A 16,898-nucleotide genomic window follows, 5' to 3' on the forward strand; every position below is an offset into this window, starting at 1 on the left:
GGTGGTGTCCCTCAGGTTGGCTCTAAGCAACCCGACCCTACCGGAAATCACCGATGGCTATGAAATCAAGCTACACCACTCCATGGGACACGATCGGACCGCTTCGCAGAGGAGAGTTTTGAAAAATGGCGCGCCGGCTGTTGGCGTGATTTGTCGCGCTACGCCAAGGACAGGAGTGAAACTGCCCGCGAAGACCCTCAAAACGCCTTCCACCATCCATTGCTTAGATCATTGCGATCCAACCAATCAATTTTACCGATCTTTCGGAGATGCTTATTAGAGGTCGAAACTGAAAATCAAGGCGCCGAATTGCCGGAGCATGAGAGTAAATATGAAGATAAATCGGATAGTTGGGATCGATGTGGCTCGTTCATGTGCGATTTTCCTGGCTATGGGAAGTCACGTCTTGGCGGTGTCCAAATTGGCAGACGTTTTTAAGGGAGCCTATGTTGATGGTCTTAAATTAATGATGGCGCTTGCAACGCCAACGTTCATTGTTCTTTTCGGAACGATGCTTGAAGTCGTATACAGACCACGATTTGATACCGACAAGCGCAGTATATCGATCGCTCGTCTGTGGTCGCGGGCCATTCAATGCTGGCTGTTATACAGTCTTTCCGTCGTCGTTCTTTTTTTCGCGAAGTCGGAATACTCGTTCTTCTTTTCCCTATCGACGATCTTCATGCTGGGGGTGACCCCATTCACTGACATTCTGAAGTTTTACGCAATCGCACTGACTGTGGCTCCCGCCCTTTTATGGACGCGCAATCGCCTGGGCCTAGTTCCGCTTCTGATCCTGGCCGTCGCCATTCACATTCTTCATCCGGTCTTGCGCGGGCTGCCAAGCCCCGTAGTATTTGGCTTGCCAACGGAAGTGGACCGTCTCGCGATGTTCCTGTTCGGAATAGGGGGAGCCAAGCTCGGTGGCCCCTCCGTCCTGCATGGCATGACGCTTGTCATATCCGGAATGGCCCTCGGGAAAATTCTGATGGGCTCGGCTTCGGGTGTGGCCGCAGGGATGACTCGGCGCGCTTGGCTTGTGCTCCTTGGCACCGGACTGTCGCTCATCGCGGGCGCGTGGATACTCGATAGCGAAACGAAGAGAGGCCTTGGGAACATGGCCATGCGACTGGACAGCCATCCGCTTTACTTCGCCGCCGGCATTCTCGGTGCTTTTGCCGTTACGGCCGCCGCTGTCCTGCTTACCCTGCGCCAGTCGATTGCGCCGACCGCGCTGTGGAGATCGCTAACGTTCTTCGGTCGCACGAGCCTCTTCACCTTCGCCTTTGGCAACATGCTGCTCTATTGCGTGCCATTTGAACCAACCACCATAACCCAGTCGGCTCTGCTCACAGTGCTCCTGATGGCGGCGATTACGTTGCTGAGCTTCTGTTTCGACAGAGCATCGCAGCAGGACGGCCGGATGGCGAAGACCGTTTCCGGCGTCCAAACCTCCATCCACCGACTGGCGACGATGTTGTCAGACCAAGGATTGCGTTTGATTGCCAGATGAGGAGCGGAGATGATCAGGGTCGCCGGAACCTACGATGATTCCGTTAAGGAGGCTGCAGGGGTCGCCGAGGCCAATGAGTGGATTATCGTCTCCGACACGTCGTGGCGATGCCCGAATGCTACGAGCCGTCGCTGTCGCCTGGCGGATACTGGCGCGTGTTGCCGACGCATTCATGACGGTGGATGAGGACGACGCTGTCGCGACAATGAAGCGTCTGGCCAATCCAATTGTCGGAGACCCCGCGGTAGTGCGGGCGAAGGCGGCGGCGTGGGCCTTGCGGGGCTCATCAGCGCTCTGCGGATCCGGAAGCCAAGAAAGCTTCGCCTCGATCAGGATCGCCCCGGCGCCCAAGAGACCGGCGCCCTTTGCAGCCCAATCCCGCGACGAGCCGGCGCCCTAGCGTTCTCCTGCAACGATCACCGTATCCAGTCCGCCTTTTGATATCGTTGGCCTACCTCCCATAACGGGCCTACCTCGCCTTAAGCGCTATGGATCGTGTGGCGCGCGGATCGGCCGTCGATGAGGAGGTTGGCCGCCATTCCGTTGTGGGAAAGTCCTTTGACCATCGCTTTCCAGCTTCCGCGTCGGGTGGCATAGACGTTCAGGGTCGTCTGCAGGATTGCCCTCGACGATCAAATGCCTGCCCGCTTCGCTGCCGGCGGATATCTGGCCTGCCGGCGATATGTGGTCGGTTGTCATATCATCGCCGAGGACAAGCAGTGGATGGGCGACGAAGTTGCCGAGACGGTCTGATCGCCGAGGCTGTCGATCATGGCGAGCGAAACTGGCGAATTGCTTCTTGGTTTGTCGTCACTGATACGCGTCTTGCTCGCGCCATGAGCGGCCCGCTTGCTCAAAGGTCAAATAGCTTCGTCCGAGGAAGAGACATGCGCGAAATAGCCTGAAATGGCTATTTGAGGTCAATCAATTTTTCATTAGAAGCTGACAGGGGGCCAGTTGTTTGCCGTCACTCCAAGCGCGCGACAAAACAGTGAATTTGGTGGAGCAAGTTGACCGAAATTCTGACGCTTAAGCTCGAGGCGACGTCGCTCACAACCAGTGAGGTCTCCGAATGGCTTAACGGTGAAAAGCACGACAATTTCTATCGGCCTCTCAGTAGCGATAGCCGCGGTCTTTTCTCATTCGGTGTCCATGGCGCCGGCGAGATGGTGGGCTGGACGGGATCGACTTCAACGGACCGCGCCTTTTCCGTCACGATCGAGAATGATGGCTTCATGTTCTTTGTCGAGCATGGAACCTGCTATGACCTGGCAACAGGCGGCATAAGTCATGCTATCACGCCCTGCACGGGACTGCTGACGACGGCCGACCGCTATTCCGCGGTGAACATTCACGCAGGCTCTGTTGCGGAGGGATTCTGCATCCCAAGGAGCGCAGTAAACGCCGCTCTGATCAGCACCTTCGAACGCCTGCCACCTGTCGATTTCGAATTCGCTCCCCTGCAGGACCTGACAGCGGGACCGACGCCACCTCTTTTAAAACTCATGCGTTTCTTCCGAGATGAGATCTGCGCCGATCAAAACCTAGAGGTTTCTCCCCTTGCCCTGACGAGCTTCCAAGAGATGTTCTGTCTGCTGATGGTGCAGAATCTGCCTCACACGTTTTCGCAGACGAAATCGCCGGTGCAGACCATTGCGCCTCGCCAGCTTCGAAGAGCGCTGGAGTTTGCCAGAGCACATATCGCAATGCCTATCACGATTGCGGACATGGCAGCGGCAGCGGGCGTCAGCGTGCGGGCACTTCAGATCAATTTTCGACGTTTTTTGAACGTCACTCCAATGGCTTATCTGAGGCAGCTCCGCCTTGATGGCGCACGTCGCGATCTTTTAACTGCCACGCCATCTGCGACGGTCAGTGAAATCGCGCGTCGCTGGGGGTTTATACAGATGGGCCGCTTCTCTCAGGAGTATCGTGCGGCTTTCGGCGTCCTGCCGAAATACGATCTAGGGCGCAGCTATGATAAGAATCGGACTACGGCGTTATAAAGCGCATGTTGACACCCGTTCCATGTCGACGCGTGTTCGCGGATTGATAATGGACAGATCGAGGGCGATGGATCTGCCAGCTAGAGAAACTGAGCTCTCTGGGCAATTGCACCTGCTATTTCGCTCGGGCTGAATTCCCACGCAGGTACCCTTCGTTCCAAGAGCGCTTTCCGACCCCCCATGGTCGGGGCGAACATACATAACGCGATCACTGTCAAGCCGAGAGCGCCATCGTCGCTCGTCGATGGCCGAGAGCTTGTCATTGCTTAGGAAAGTTGTGAGCCAGATGTAACGGGTAGCATAGTTGCCCGGCGCCATCGCATCGGGCCGAACCCGTTATTCACCTGGCGCACATCACCAGATCTAGAAACAAAATTTCTCACAAATGTCATTGCCTGGAAACATTCAGACGTCCCCGGCCGCCGGCAATAATCTAGGATATCGAGGCTCTTTCAGAGCGGCAGCTCTCAGATCGCTTTAGTCAATTCTGACATATAAGAGATTCGTTACGGAGCCTGATTGCCGATGTATCAACCTGAATGTTATCGTCAATAACGCTCTGATCCCGGAATTCTCCAATATGTCGGACAGCACGTTGCCTGTGATGGCAAGGGCATATTCGATGTTGGTCAAGGCGCAGGAACGGGATTCTCTGATGGCCTTATACGGCTATGCCCGTCGGACTGAAGCCAAGCTTCATGTAGCCTCTATTGATTGCCAGCTTCACTACGATATGTCCGATCCGTTCAATGAAACATATATGCGTTCGATTTTCGACCTTGGCACGCGGGAAATGTTGTCAGACGCGTTATGGAAAGACGAGCCCCTGTTTACGGTCGCCGCGTCTCCATACGGCGGTCAACTGCTGGCAGTAATCCTCCCATCCATCCGAGAGCCAGGCTACTATTCCCCCGGAGGTAATGCGGTACTCCCCAAAGCCTCGAGCGCTCTATTCGCTTGGCGCAGGCCGCTCGGCAATGTCGAAGACTGCGGCGTTGTCCTGGATTTCCCTTAGACCCTTGTAGGAGGCGTGACGAAGGCTGCCGTCATGTGTCCAGCCGCGGAACTCGATTTCGGCAATAATTGTCGGCTGAGCAAAGACGAGATTCTTGCCCTTCAGCGGCACGACCGGCCTGGCTGTCTTCAGCTTATCGAGGGTCTTGCGCAGGTATTCGGCATCTTTCGTGTTGAAGCCGGTTCCGACCGAGCCGACATAGGCCCAATCATAACCTTTCCGCGCGGCGAGCAGCAGGCTACCGATGCCGCCGCGTGCCGAGGACGACTGTTCATAGCCGACGACCATGAAGCTCTCGCTTTGGATGCACTTGATCTTCTGCCAATCGCCGGTGCGCCCGGAGCGATATGGCCGGTCGCGGTGCTTGGCGATAATGCCCTCAAGCCCTGCCCGGCATGCGTGCTCCAGCAGGACCTCGCCGTCCAAGGCCATCTCCTGCGACAGGCGAACGGCGCCGTCGCTCGTCGGTGAAATGAGATCCTCCAGCAGATGCCGCCGCACCGAAAGCTCGGTGCCAGTCAAGTCGTGGCCGTCAAGATAGAGAAGGTCGAACGCATATAGGATCGCTTCGTCTGACGCCTTTTTGCCGCCGCGGCCACCAAGCGAGCGCTGCAATGCCCCGAAGTCGGAGCGGCCTTGATTGTCAAGCACGACGGCTTCGCCGTCGAGAATGGCGCTGTTGACCCCGAGTGCACGCGCCGCATCGACAATTGCCGGAAAGCGGTGCGTCCAGTCGTGGCCTCCGCGAGTGATGACCTTCACATCCTTCCGATGGATGTGGAGCGCCAGACGGTAGCCGTCCCATTTCACCTCGAACAGCCAGTCGGCTCCCTTCGGTGGTGTCGGCTTCAAAAGCGCCAGGCACGGCTCGATGCGCTCGGGCATCGGATCGAAGGGCAGGCTTGGCTGGGCGGGATCGCGCTTTCGCACCTGGCGTGACTGAAGGGTCGAGCCGGATTCGTCGAGCAGCGGCATCGAGGCTTTGCGTCTTGTCGTCATCTCGTCGATTGCTTCCCTGAACCCCGTTCGTTCTCGATGGACTTGCGCAACGCATCCATGATGTTGATGACATTGCCCGTCAAAGCTTCAGCCTTCTTCTTCGGCATGGCTTTGGACGGTTTCTTCAATTGCTTCTTCTTTGTGTTGATAATGTCAAGCAGCGTCTCCTGCATCGGATCGGCGACCATCTTCGGGCTCCAGCGCTGAGTCTGTTTCTTGATGAGCTGTTGCACGAGCGGCATCAGTTCCGCTTCTGGCTCTTCATCATCGATTGCGGCAAAATAGTTTTCCCCATCCCGCACCTCATCACCATAGCGCAGCGTCCAGAGCACGATACCCTTGCCGCATGGCTCGGGCATGACGGCGCGTTCCCGCCGCGAAGGCACCAGCCTCGATATGCCGACCATGTTCTCTGCGCCCATGGGGTCTGGCAAGACTTTGAACGCTGCCGGTCCAGGGGAGGGTGAATGTGCGACCGTTGGCCCTTTGCGGATATACTTGAATGACGACCAGCGGCAGCAATTGTCGGAGCCGAAATCGGCCCCAACATGATGGGAAACGGGAGCGTTGATCCCCTATTGTGTACATTTTTCGGCGCGACACTTGTTCTATAAAGGGACGACAAAAGCGTTTCGACGCGAGTCGGTATCGTCTTGTCAGACCGTTGGTCAGTTTGAAGGTCGACGTGTTCCAGCCAACCGCGCAATGGCGATCCGTTCGCGGCGCAGCGGACGGACAGAATCGCTCCCAAAGCTGGGCGCAATCGGGTGACGTGCTTTGCGGCAGAACTCGCCAAACTCGTGAATTTCGCATCAAGAATATGTAATCGCATCACAAATTTGAAAGTCGAGACGTCTGGTTGCCCCTATCATGCCCTTTTGCGACCTTAAGGGAGCCGGCATGAGTGATATCACAGACTTCGAATCTAGTTTCACGCGGCAAAGGCCGTCGCCATCGGATGCGAGGATCCATCCCGTCGATCGCCACGTCGGACAACAGATCCGCATTCTCCGAATTCAAGCCAATTTATCGCAGAACGAGTTGGGCAAGGGCGTCGGCGTCAGCTTTCAACAGATGCAAAAATACGAAAGCGGCAAAAACCGCGTCAGTGCTTCGATGCTCTATGAAATAGGAAGTTGCCTGCATGTGCCAGTGGCGCGGTTTTTCGAAGGCCTGCCGGAGCCGGGCAGCGGAGTTCCCCACCAAGAAGCCGCGGAGATTGACGAACGTATCGCATACCTGTCGACGGCTGACGGTCGCCGACTGATTGAAGGCATTTTGCGTCTGTCGCCCCGAATCAGGAACCGGGTTCTTTCGATTGTCGGTATTCTCGCCGAGGAACAGGAACAGGCCGGCGAGCAGACGGCCGAAGCGTGACAATGTGAGCAAAGATAGATTTTCTCTGTATAGCTCTTTTGCCCGCCGCTGCCGCATCTCTCTACCCGCGGCAGGACACCCCGGCTTAGTATTCCTCGGCCAGCATGATCGCGAGGACACGGACGATTTGCATCGCGTCGGTCGGATCTTCGGAGCCATGCATCATATCGCTGACGTAGTAGTTGATTTTCCAGAACACCTCGTGTCCATCAGCCAGCATCGCCCCCAAAATCGTACTTGTCATGGGGATCGTTGTCGGGCGTGAAGCTGTTAAAGTCCTGCACGGCGTCGGCAATGCGGGACCGGGTGGGATCGGGAAGCCTGCGGATACCTTGCGTTACGAGCACCTTGCCGGTAGCCAGCTCGAGCGGAGAAGGTCGTTCCGGCTCTGGATTCGTGGCGTGCGGTTGATCGTCATAGCTTTTGCTTTCGTTGGTTGATTGCGCCGATGGTACATTCCGCACGAATGCGAATGGAGAGGCCTGTCCTGCCCAACACGGATCGGAGCGGGCCCGGCATGGATGGCAACACGAGGTTTGCTTAGGAAGGCCGCCACTCATGGCAGCCGGTCAACCCGAAAGCCTATGCCGAAGCTCCTCCCAGATCGCTATAAGCCCATCCTTGTTTGCCATTGACCGACGGCAGCGCGCGCATGTCGCCGCTTGCCGCGCGTTTAGGCCTGCGCACACTGGCATTCCCCCGCAGCGTCATTGCGGTAGCGGCTGGTGGAGGTCTGATAGTACTGGGCGCGGAGGGCCGCCATTGCCTCGATTAGCGGTCCCCACGGCGCCGGAAAGCATTCTTCCGCCATCACCCGGTGCAGCATGCGCGTATGGCCGGCCAACTCGTCGTTGAGGAACTCTACCACAGGCATAGCCGGGTAGCGCTGCGACAGCAGGATCGCCGCGTTGTCGGCCTCGCCGCCCGACCTGTCCTTCTCGCGTCCATGCAGATCGTTCTGCAGGCGCCCTATCGCGGAAATGAGCCGTAGGACCTGGCGGAACGCCGGACGCGCGCGCAACGTCGCCATGTCCAGCCCCCAGAGCAATGACATGCAACAGAACACGTTCGCGTAGGCGATCGAATCGACGCCGTTGTGCAGGTATTCGGTGTAGGACCAGCGTTCCGCCCCTTGCGCCTGCGCGCGTCCGGCGCGCAGAGCCGCGCAGTAGTACCGGGTATCGTCGAGAAGCTGAGCATAGTCACGACAATCGTAGGCGAGCGCGGCCAGCGAACCCCGCAGCGTAGCGCAGCCCTCGAATCCAGGGAGCGCGCACGGCACATCCTGTCCCAGCGCCCGCTCCACCGCGGCGAGCTGCTCTGGCGTGATCAGGCCAAGGTCGTTACAATCGTCGAGCCAGAACAGCAGCGCCAGTTCGCGATAGAACGCCACAATCAGGGTTTCGTCCTGCGGATCGCGGCCCGTGCGAACGCTAATGTCTCGCAGGCTCGGGTCGATGCACTGCAGGATGTACTTGCCGCCCCTGACCGCTTCGACGGCATGCTCGTCGGCGAACCCGGTCAGGGAACGACCCCACTCCAGCACCTGCTGCAGCGCGCCTTCGGTCTGGATCATGGCGCTGCTCCTGCTTCCTCGGCAGCGCGCCGCCCCCAACTGAGCGCCAACCATAATCCGGCGAGTTCGGCCACGCGCACGACCCGGGTCGGGCAATACAGTTCCTTGCCGATCCACAGCGGCGTCTGCGGCAATCTATGCGCCGCATGGCGGGCGAGCATCCATTCCAGCGCACGCGCCACCACCTGAGCGATGCGCGCGCGCCCTATGGGTTCTTCCCTCCCATCCATCACATGTAACGCAAACAGCGCATAGGCGGTTTCCTCGAATGTGGACGCACGACCGGCGCCCCAGCCGCCGTCGTCGCGCTGCGCCTGCAGCAGCGCCGCCAGCGCGCGCTCGTCGCGCCACTGTTGCTTGCCTTGCGCCAGCGCAGCGAGCGCATGTGCGGTGGGATACAGCCATGAAACGTGCCATTTTTCGTTGTCCCACAGTCCGTGCGGGTTGCGAGTGGCCTCGACGTAGGCGCTGGTGCCGGCGGCGCGCTTTCCCAACAGTCGCAACGCATGCAGGGCATGGATGTTGGTCGACACCGAGGCATTGCGCTCGCCGGGGAAGGTGACGAACAGCCCCCCAGTTTCGAACTGGCGCAACGCGTCGACTGCCGGGTCGCGGCCCGCAAGGCGCAGGACGCACAACACAACGGCGGTGTCGTCCGCGTCGGCGGCGAAGTGCAAGGCCGGCCCAAGACCGCGTACGCCCAGGTGGGCTTCAAGCTGCGCAACGATTTCGCGCACCGCGTCTGCGAGCGCGGGATGCGCGAACAGCCCCGCCAGATGCAGGGTGTACAACGACCAGCATGGCTCAAACACATTGATCGGCCAGACATTGGGAACGACACCTTCGATGCCGCTGCGCGTCGCCCGCGATGCCGCTTGCAGATACGCGTCCGCGCGCCCGACCTGCGGCGTACTCCCCTGTACTACGGCGTGCGCACGCCACGCGGCGGTGGCCGCCGGGCTGATGCCGATGCTGCCGTACTCATCCGGGCATGCGGTGGTTGGCGACGTCCCCCAGGCTTCCCAGGTGTGCAGCAACGGATGGCCGCTCGGCAACATTGCCATCGCCCCCAGCTTGACCAGGCACTCTTGCCGCAACGGCAACAGCGCCGAGTAGCGCGGAAACGCCACGCCGCCCGGCAAGGATGGGGCCTCGCCGCAAAGCTGCGGCAGGATCAGCTCCGCACCGATCGGCGCATCTTCCGGCACCGCATGCGCATAGGGATCGGGCTGGCGCCGGAGGAACCGGGTTGCAGCCTGGACTGCGTCGGCAGCACCGGGAAGAAGATTGGCACGCTGCAATGCCAGCAAAGCCGCCCACGTGGGCGCATGGCGGAACAGCGGGAAGTCCGCGCTTCCCCATCCGCCATCAGGCTGTTGCTGCGCGATGAGCCACGCATATGCGTCCTGCCAACCGGCGACGTTGCCGCGGAACTGCAGAGCTCGCGCCGTGTCGTAGACGGACGGACCGACGCCGCCGCCATCGCTCATCTCGCTCAGCAGGTGGCGCAATTCGGAAAGGATCTGTTCGGACAGCGCGTTCACGCGGGATGTTCCTTCTGCAGACGGTTGACAAAAACCAGAATCGGGCAGTCGCCGCGTGCGCGCCGCGGCAGTGCTAGGCAACCGCTGCGATCGGCGACGCGGACTCGGAAACCGCACAGCATGCACCGCTGCTGCCACCGATCGCAGCGGCACAGGGGCGGTTCCACGCGGGCGGGCGCGCTCATGCGCATGGCGCGTGCGTGAACAGATATGCGTTGGCCCGCTGCAGGATCTGCGCCAACCGTTCCGCACGCGGCCCCAGCGGGGCGATGGCATCCTCCGCGTCGCGCAACAGATCCGCGACGAACTGGCGCGCTGCCTTTAGCCCCATGATCGACGCGCAGGTCGGCTTCTGCGCCGCCGCGTCCTTGCCGGGCGTCTTGCCAAGGGTCGCTTTATCCGCTGTCGCGTCGACAATGTCGTCGACCACCTGCAACGCCAGGCCGAAACAGGCGCTGTAGCGATCGAGCGCACAGTACAGCTCAGCGTTCGCGGCATCCTCCGCGATGGCGCATAGTGCGCCCATGCGAACGGACGCGCGCACTAGCGCTCCGGTCTTCATGCGGTGCATCGCCAAGATCCTGCCCAGCTCAACGTGCTTTCCAACCAGCGACAGATCTATGGCCTGCCCGCCTGCGGCACCCTCGGCGGACACTGCCTGCGCCAGTTCGCGCACGAGCGCGATACGGTTGTCGCCCGGGGCATCAAGGCTCGCCAGGGTCAGGAAGGCGTGCGCCTGCAGTGCATCCCCGACCAGGATCGCAGTTGCTTCGCCGAACTTGACGTGCACGGTCGGAAGGCCGCGGCGAAGCACGTCGTCGTCCATTGCGGGCAGGTCGTCGTGGACCAGGGTACAGGCGTGCATCATCTCGATGGCGGCGCCGACGACGTCGAGCATGTGCGCCGGGGTGTCGGCCAGTTCGCCGGCAGCCAGACAGAGCAAGGCGCGGGTGCGCTTCCCGCCATGCAAGGTAGCGTAGCGCATCGCCGCCATCAGCTCGGTCTCACCGTCGTCCTCGGGGCAGAGAAGACGCGTCAGCGCCTGTTCGACCCGCTTTGCGCCGTCCTGCATCCAGATCTCCGGCAGCAGCCTGCCGGATGCGCCGGGCGCCTGCGCGCCCAATCCGCCGAGCGCGGAAATGCCAGTTTGGTCATCGTGTAGCGTGGAACCGGTCTGCATGTTGTCAATGTCCTTGTTCCTGACAGGAGAGGGCCACGGCGAGCGGCGAACCGCCTTAGCGTTGCCGGCGTCGCTGCCACGCCACGCGGAGCTTGCGACGCCAGCTCATGAGAATCCGATGCGGATTTTCATGGAGGGCTGTGCTGTCGGGTAATAGCGCCGGCCTTTTTCAGCGTCGCTCAGCAACCGCGGCCGCACCCCGGCCTTGTGCATGGTCAGTGCCAAGGCGATGCCGAACTGCACCAGTTCCAGCCATACCAGGTGGTAGCCGATGCAGACGTGTGGGCCGCTGCCGAACTGCAGCATGTCCACCGGCCGGATCGGCCCCGTGCGTTGTAGCCACCGCGCCAGGCGGAACTGATCAGGCGCCTCGTGCAGCAGCGGTGAGGTCGAGAAATGCAGCAGCGGGATGCCCAGACTGGTGCCCGCAGGAATGCGCCGCTGGCCGAGTTGTAATTCCTGCGTCGCGCGACGCGGTAAGAGCGAGGACGCCGGATGCATGCGCAGCGTCTCGCGAAACAGCGCCTCGGCGACCGGGCACTGCGACAGGTCCGCGTGCCGGGTCGGCACCGCGCCCACGCGTTGCGCCTCCTCGACGAGGGAGTCCCACAGCTCAGGCTGCCGCGCCAGCTCGATCACCATCCAGGCCATCGTTGAGGCGGTGGTCTCGTGACCGGCAAGCAGCAGCAAGCGAACGTTGGCGACCAGGACGTCATCGGAGAGCGCGCCTTCGCTGCGATCGAACGCGCTCACCATGTCGTTGATCAACCCGGTGCGCGCGGCATGCGCGCGCGCGCCGCGGATGAACTGGCGCGACTGCGCGTCGATCCAGTCGCGGGCGGCGCGGCCGCGCCGAAAGGGCGTTCCGGGCAGGTCGATCGGCGGCGCGAGCATCAACTGCAGCAGTTGCCGGTACTTGCGATGCCACTCCGGCAGGTCTTGGGCGGGGATGCCCATGAGATAAAAGGTGAGCTTCAGCATCAAGTCGCCGGTCTCGGGCAGGATAGTTACTTCACCGCGCTCGCGCCATGCCTGCACCCGGGCCCGGATGACGGGCTCGAATAGCTCGCCAATGCCGGCCTCGGTCAGGCCCCTCGGCAGGAATGCCGACTTGATCCCATCGCGCGCCTGCCGATGCGCGCTACCGTTCAGAGTGACCAACGTTCCGCCAAGGATTTCGGGTGCAATCTCTTCAATCAGTGCCGAGGACACGTCCTTGTGCCGGAGCAACGCAAACGCATCCGGATCCAGGCACGTCATCAGTTGTCCGGCAGGGCCAAAATCCAGCCAGAAATGGCTGCCCAGCGTCCGTTCCGCGCGCCGCAGCAGGCGCGGCAGGTCACAAACGATGGCGGGAAGATGCCCGACCAGGGGGAAAGCGCCGGGCATGACCGGGATGTCGTCCCGCAGCCGGTGCCGACGGTTCAGCGGGTTGAGCAGCATGTCTATTACCTCTCTGGCGCCGCGGCCGCTTCGGCGGTGTCACTGGTCGGCCGCGCGGCACGGCTGTTGCCACCATCGGCGTATGTCGGCACATGCGTCAGCATGCCGCCGTCGATGCACACGACTTGGCCGGTGATGAACGCAGCATCGTCGGAGAGCAGGAAAGCCACCAGCGCGGCCACGTCCTCGGGGCGGCCGACGTGCCGCAGGAGCTGGTGCCGGCGCAGATGCCGTTGCATGCACTCGTCCAACTTGTCGAGGAGACGTTCGGTCATGATAAGACCCGGCGCAACCGCGTTGCAGCGGATCTGCGCGTGACCATATTGGGTGGCGAGCGAGGCCGACAGCATATTCATCGCGGCCTTCGACGCGGCGTAGGAGGTCAGCGCGGTGTCACCGCTGAGCCCCTGGCACGAGGACATGTTGACGATCGCGCCACCGCCACGGGCGATCATGCGCGGAATGGCCTGGCGGCAGCAGAGCAGCGTGCCGCGCAGATTAGTCGCCATCGTTTCATCCCAAACCGCCAGGTCCAGATCGAGGATCGCGCGGTCGCATGGGGTCAGATGCATGGCGCTCGCGTTGTTCACCAGCAGATCGACCCCACCGAAGTGCCGCTCCGCCGCCTCAAATAGCGCGGCCACAGCCTGCGCATCGGCGATGTCCATGGCCAAGGCCAGCGCGTGGCCAGCTTCGGCCGCGATCTGCGCCGTGCACGCGGTGGCCGCTGAGCCGTCAATGTCGGCCACGACCACCCTGCCGCCCTCGCGCGCAATGGCGAGGGCGCATGACTTCCCGATGCCGGCGCCGGCGCCGGTCACCACGGCCACCTTGCCCTCAAACCGTCCCATCGTGTCCTCCTGGATTGCATTGGTCTTTCGTGGCATGTCGCTCGGCCTCTGCCAGAGAAGGCGTAGGGTCGGCCCGGGCTGGCTCGCCATCCCCAGCGGCGCTTTCGACGACCCAAATGGCGGCAACTGGGCACTGGCTGGCAGCGAGCCGCACGGCGGCGTGCAGCGCTTGGGGGACCGTCACCACGCACACTTCGGCCACGCCGTCCAGTTCGCGCTGGCGAAAGACGCCCGGCAGGGTTAGCACACACTGCCCAGTGGTTCCGCAAAGATCCTGGTCGACCACGACGCGCATCTCAGCGCCCCGCCTGCGCATGCAGCCGCACGGGCAGGGCGCGGAATGTCCTAAGGAACGCGGATGGCTCCAGGGTCGGCTGATCGGCGAGTACGAGCGTAGGGAAGCGCGCCTCGATCCGCGGCAGGCTCTCGGCTAATTGCACCCGGGCCAGTTGCGCCCCGAGGCAGAAGTGGATGCCGTGGCCGAAGCTCAGCATGATCTTCCCGTCAATCGACATGCCAGGACTGGTGCCGTAGAACCGTACGGGGTCGAAGCGGTCGGGATCGGCAAAGGCGTCCGGGTCACGATTGCCGGCGGCGATCAGCACGCGCACGTCCGCGTTCTTCGGGATTACCACGCCGCCCAGTTCGATGTCGCGCTGTGCGATTCGCGGAATGGAGCTGAACATGGCGGGTGCGTTGCAGCGCAAGACTTCTTCGACGAATGCCTCGACCCCCTTGGCATCTCCCTGCAGCCAGTGCCGCTGTTCGGGATGCGCCAGCATCGCCAGGACCGCATGGTCAATGGTCGCAGCAGTGGTGGCGAAGCCACCCAGCAGCATGCCCCATAGCATGCTGATCAACTCCACATCCGACAGCATATCGGCATCATCGCCGTGTGCGCCGACCAGCATCGACACGACGTCCTGGCGGGGATCGGTGCGCCTGCGCTGTATGAGGTCGCCGAAGTAGGCCTTAACTTTGGCGCTGGCTGCGTCCGCCTCGGCGAGCTGGGGATCGCTGGCGTGCGGGCTCAGGCCTTCCAGGATGGCGCCGATGTTGGCGGCGAGCCCGAACATGTCCTCCTGGGGTATGCCGAACAGTTCGGCAAAGACCAGCATTGGCAAGGCAAGCGCGAATTCGCGATGCAGGTCCACTGCCTCCCCGCGCTCAAGCGCGTGCGCCATGCCGTCCAGGCGCGCTGCGACGATGTGCACTATGCTCGGCCGCAGGTTGTCGATCTCGCGCATCGTGAAATCGCGGGAGATCAGCCGGCGCAGACGCGTATGCGTCGGTGGATCCTTCATCGCTAAAGTGGACGCCAGCAGATTGAGCGACAGGCTGGTTGCCGCACGCGGGAAATAGCGCGCCAGTTCGCCCGGCGCCGGTCCCCGAAACGCATCGCCCGTGGCCTTGAGTGCCCAGTAGATGTCGGCGTGGCGGCTCAACAGAAAGAGGCCTGACGCTGCCCGGTGCACCGGATCGTGCTCGCGCAACCACCGCATGAACGGATATGGGTCGTGGATGCACGCCGGCGACGCGAGTTCGGCGAAGGCGTCCCGGCATACCGCGGTTGTTTCTTTCACGTCCATCTTGGTTACCTGTTGGTTGCTGATCTGGCCGGCGCGCCAGGCGCGCCGGCCATGCGGAGAAGATCACGATCCCCAGCGGCTTCCACGCATCACCAGAACACCGGAAACTCCTCGAACCCGCCGGTGATGATCTCCTTGCGCAACTTCAGTTTTTCGGGCGCCACGGCGAGGCGCAGCGCGGGAAAGCGCTGAAAGATCGAACCGAACACCGCCTTGAGTTCCAGCCTGGCTAGCGCAACGCCGATGCAATAGTGCGGCCCGTAGGAGAACGCCAAGTGGGGCTTTCCTTCGCGTCCGATGTCGAAGATTTCCGGGTCCTCGAAATGGCGCGGATCGAACGCCGTCGCCGGCAGGCCGACCAGCACCTTGCTCTCCGCGGGAATACGCACGCCCGCTATGGTCACGTCGGTTCTCGGGTAGCGCATGACGCCGTCCCAGCCCGCGCCCGGGGGGTACATACGCAGGATTTCCTCCACTGTCTTGTCCACAAGGGATGGATCGCCGACCAGGCGTTCGCGCTGTTGCGGATGACGGAACATCGCCAGCAGGCCGAATTCGATCTGCGCGACGGTGCTCTCGTGCCCCGCCACCAGCATGCCCGCCGCCAGGCCGATCGCCTCTTCCTCGGTCGCTTTGCCCTGATCGACCGCCGCGAGCAGATCCGTCAGCAGGTTGTCGCCGGGGTCCTCGCGCTTGTCCCGCATCTTGCCGCGAATGTAGGCGCGCAGCTCTTCCCAGGCCAGGCGCGACGCGCTGCGCGGGCCGCTTTCATGCTGGTGCGTCATCACCTCGTCGGACAGCCCGGCGAAAAAGGCGTGATCCTCATAGAGCACGCCCATCAGCGCGCTAATGACAATGGCCGGAAGCGGAAAGGAGAGGTGGAGCCGCAGGTCGGCGGGCTGGGGCTGGGCCGCCAGCGTCTCAAACAACTGCGCGGCGATCGCCTCGACCTTCTGCGCGAGCAGCTCCATATTGCGGTCGCTGAAGGCCCGTCCCACGATCGTGCGTAACCGCGCATGCTCGTCCCCCTCGTGCGAGACCAGCCACCCCGGCGAACCGAGAATCACTGAATCCGGGGTAAATGCCGCCGGCGGCATCCCCGCGGGCCGGAATGCAGTGTCGGAGAGCACCGCCTTGGCCTCGTCGTAGCCTGTCACCCACCAGCCTTCGTGCCCGGACGGGAAGCGCACGCGATGGATCGGACCGTTGGCGCTTAGCGTTAGCATCTCGGGCGAGGGCTCGATGTGATTGAGGCGCCACATCGGCAGCGTCGGCAAGGGTTGTTCGGACATGGTGGCAGTTCACTCTCTAAGCGATGGAAAGGGCGGAAGGTGACTGGCAGGCGACGGGCAGCGAACGACGGAAGACGGCATGGAGGCGATGTCCTCCACCGCGATTGTCAGCGCCAGGTCCTCCAGCGGCACGAACGGCGCGGGGAAGGTGCATCATAATTCTAGGCGCGCCGGCGCAGCGCCCAGGCGGAATTCCGACGCTTCGCCGAGCGACAGGTGCGGGTCGTGCCAGATGACGTCGAGCCTGTCGGAGTCGGCATAGATTGCCTAGTCGTAGAGCTTGGTGAATGAGGTTCGACCCTACCCGCCAGCGACGTCTCCGCCAACACGACCTCCGGACCAGTCCCACACCGCCGGTGGCAGTTAAACTAGATCGCATCCAACACGTCCCTGCATTTTCTCGGGGTCCACAACCACGCGCCAAGTCATTCCCACAGCGAACCGTCGGATCAGACGCGAACAGCGACGCGGCGCCGTGTGCGTCCCAAAGACCATCGCACTGCGATTGGTGAT

At 62.0% G+C, this 16,898-nt stretch carries 15 protein-coding genes and 1 pseudogene; 4 read left to right on the forward strand and 12 right to left on the reverse strand.

Annotation, left to right across the window (positions count from 1 at the left end; translation table 11 throughout):
- The 3 genes from GA0061101_RS39905 to GA0061101_RS31290 all read left to right on the forward strand — a co-directional run.
- Nucleotides 1–280: hypothetical protein (locus GA0061101_RS39905; protein ID WP_092576586.1), on the forward strand; the 280-nt coding region annotated here is incomplete at its 5' end.
- A gap of 51 nt (nt 281–331) precedes the next feature.
- Nucleotides 332–1,513, forward strand: coding sequence for a DUF418 domain-containing protein (locus GA0061101_RS41170; protein ID WP_004120006.1), 1,182 nt, complete (start codon nt 332–334; stop codon nt 1,511–1,513).
- Nucleotides 1,514–2,523: 1,010 nt separating this feature from the next.
- Nucleotides 2,524–3,519 carry a helix-turn-helix transcriptional regulator gene (locus tag GA0061101_RS31290; protein WP_004120008.1) on the forward strand — a complete coding sequence of 332 codons (996 nt, stop codon included), beginning with the start codon at nt 2,524–2,526 and terminating at the stop codon, nt 3,517–3,519.
- A 949-nt stretch (nt 3,520–4,468) separates the two neighbouring features.
- Here GA0061101_RS31290 and ligD read toward each other — a convergent pair.
- Complete coding sequence (gene ligD / locus GA0061101_RS31295; protein ID WP_004120011.1) at nt 4,469–5,533, reverse strand: non-homologous end-joining DNA ligase; 1,065 nt, start codon at nt 5,531–5,533, stop codon at nt 4,469–4,471.
- Nucleotides 5,530–5,988, reverse strand: a pseudogene (locus GA0061101_RS31300) (Ku protein); the annotation flags it as partial. The pseudogene GA0061101_RS31300 and the gene ligD, both read right to left, overlap by 4 nt.
- A 445-nt stretch (nt 5,989–6,433) precedes the next feature.
- Here GA0061101_RS31300 and GA0061101_RS31305 point away from each other — a divergent pair.
- Complete coding sequence (locus GA0061101_RS31305) at nt 6,434–6,910, forward strand: helix-turn-helix domain-containing protein (RefSeq protein WP_028755177.1); 477 nt, start codon at nt 6,434–6,436, stop codon at nt 6,908–6,910.
- 85 nt (nt 6,911–6,995) lie between these two features.
- On the opposite strand, the gene GA0061101_RS40430 is transcribed toward GA0061101_RS31305, so the two are convergent.
- The 10 genes from GA0061101_RS40430 to GA0061101_RS31350 form a co-directional block, all read right to left on the reverse strand.
- Nucleotides 6,996–7,154: a DUF3768 domain-containing protein gene (locus GA0061101_RS40430; RefSeq protein ID WP_015341978.1), complete on the reverse strand. Its 159-nt coding sequence runs from the start codon at nt 7,152–7,154 to the stop codon at nt 6,996–6,998.
- Nucleotides 7,120–7,470 (reverse strand): DUF3768 domain-containing protein, encoded by a 351-nt coding sequence (locus tag GA0061101_RS41175; RefSeq protein ID WP_120764175.1) that lies wholly within the window; start codon nt 7,468–7,470, stop codon nt 7,120–7,122. Before GA0061101_RS41175 ends, GA0061101_RS40430 begins: the two co-directional genes overlap by 35 nt.
- A 113-nt stretch (nt 7,471–7,583) precedes the next feature.
- Nucleotides 7,584–8,486 (reverse strand): terpene synthase family protein, encoded by a 903-nt coding sequence (locus GA0061101_RS31315; protein ID WP_004120017.1) that lies wholly within the window; start codon nt 8,484–8,486, stop codon nt 7,584–7,586.
- Nucleotides 8,483–10,030, reverse strand: a complete 1,548-nt coding sequence (locus GA0061101_RS31320) for a hypothetical protein (RefSeq protein WP_004120019.1) — start codon at nt 10,028–10,030, stop codon at nt 8,483–8,485. The genes GA0061101_RS31315 and GA0061101_RS31320 overlap by 4 nt, the downstream gene beginning before the upstream one ends.
- Before the next feature lie 181 nt (nt 10,031–10,211).
- Nucleotides 10,212–11,210 carry a polyprenyl synthetase family protein gene (locus GA0061101_RS31325; RefSeq protein WP_004120020.1) on the reverse strand — a complete coding sequence of 333 codons (999 nt, stop codon included), beginning with the start codon at nt 11,208–11,210 and terminating at the stop codon, nt 10,212–10,214.
- Between the two features lie 105 nt (nt 11,211–11,315).
- Nucleotides 11,316–12,659 carry a cytochrome P450 gene (locus GA0061101_RS31330; RefSeq protein ID WP_028755176.1) on the reverse strand — a complete coding sequence of 448 codons (1,344 nt, stop codon included), beginning with the start codon at nt 12,657–12,659 and terminating at the stop codon, nt 11,316–11,318.
- Entirely contained in the window at nt 12,659–13,504 is an 846-nt protein-coding gene (locus GA0061101_RS31335) for an SDR family oxidoreductase (protein WP_004120024.1), read from the reverse strand. The genes GA0061101_RS31330 and GA0061101_RS31335 overlap by 1 nt, the downstream gene beginning before the upstream one ends.
- Nucleotides 13,491–13,799: a ferredoxin gene (locus tag GA0061101_RS31340; protein ID WP_004120026.1), complete on the reverse strand. Its 309-nt coding sequence runs from the start codon at nt 13,797–13,799 to the stop codon at nt 13,491–13,493. The genes GA0061101_RS31335 and GA0061101_RS31340 overlap by 14 nt, the downstream gene beginning before the upstream one ends.
- Nucleotide 13,800: 1 nt before the next feature.
- Nucleotides 13,801–15,093, reverse strand: coding sequence for a cytochrome P450 (locus tag GA0061101_RS31345; protein ID WP_004120028.1), 1,293 nt, complete (start codon nt 15,091–15,093; stop codon nt 13,801–13,803).
- Between the two features lie 89 nt (nt 15,094–15,182).
- Nucleotides 15,183–16,385: a cytochrome P450 gene (locus tag GA0061101_RS31350; protein ID WP_004120030.1), complete on the reverse strand. Its 1,203-nt coding sequence runs from the start codon at nt 16,383–16,385 to the stop codon at nt 15,183–15,185.
- Nucleotides 16,386–16,898 lie beyond the last annotated feature (513 nt).

It is taken from the genome of Martinezella lusitana (genome assembly GCF_900094565.1).
In the GTDB taxonomy this organism is placed as follows: domain Bacteria; phylum Pseudomonadota; class Alphaproteobacteria; order Rhizobiales; family Rhizobiaceae; genus Rhizobium; species Rhizobium lusitanum.

What these genes read in the sequence shown, in the direction of transcription:
- GA0061101_RS41170 (WP_004120006.1), top strand. Translation starts at nt 332, where the DNA reads ATGAAGATAAATCGGATAGTTGGGATCGATGTGGCTCGTTCATGTGCG.
- ligD (WP_004120011.1), bottom strand. Translation starts at nt 5,533, where the DNA reads ATGACGACAAGACGCAAAGCCTCGATGCCGCTGCTCGACGAATCCGGC.
- GA0061101_RS31305 (WP_028755177.1), top strand. Translation starts at nt 6,434, where the DNA reads ATGAGTGATATCACAGACTTCGAATCTAGTTTCACGCGGCAAAGGCCG.
- GA0061101_RS40430 (WP_015341978.1), bottom strand. Translation starts at nt 7,154, where the DNA reads ATGACAAGTACGATTTTGGGGGCGATGCTGGCTGATGGACACGAGGTG.
- GA0061101_RS41175 (WP_120764175.1), bottom strand. Translation starts at nt 7,470, where the DNA reads ATGAGTGGCGGCCTTCCTAAGCAAACCTCGTGTTGCCATCCATGCCGG.
- GA0061101_RS31315 (WP_004120017.1), bottom strand. Translation starts at nt 8,486, where the DNA reads ATGATCCAGACCGAAGGCGCGCTGCAGCAGGTGCTGGAGTGGGGTCGT.
- GA0061101_RS31325 (WP_004120020.1), bottom strand. Translation starts at nt 11,210, where the DNA reads ATGCAGACCGGTTCCACGCTACACGATGACCAAACTGGCATTTCCGCG.
- GA0061101_RS31335 (WP_004120024.1), bottom strand. Translation starts at nt 13,504, where the DNA reads ATGGGACGGTTTGAGGGCAAGGTGGCCGTGGTGACCGGCGCCGGCGCC.
- GA0061101_RS31340 (WP_004120026.1), bottom strand. Translation starts at nt 13,799, where the DNA reads ATGCGCGTCGTGGTCGACCAGGATCTTTGCGGAACCACTGGGCAGTGT.
- GA0061101_RS31345 (WP_004120028.1), bottom strand. Translation starts at nt 15,093, where the DNA reads ATGGACGTGAAAGAAACAACCGCGGTATGCCGGGACGCCTTCGCCGAA.
- GA0061101_RS31350 (WP_004120030.1), bottom strand. Translation starts at nt 16,385, where the DNA reads ATGTCCGAACAACCCTTGCCGACGCTGCCGATGTGGCGCCTCAATCAC.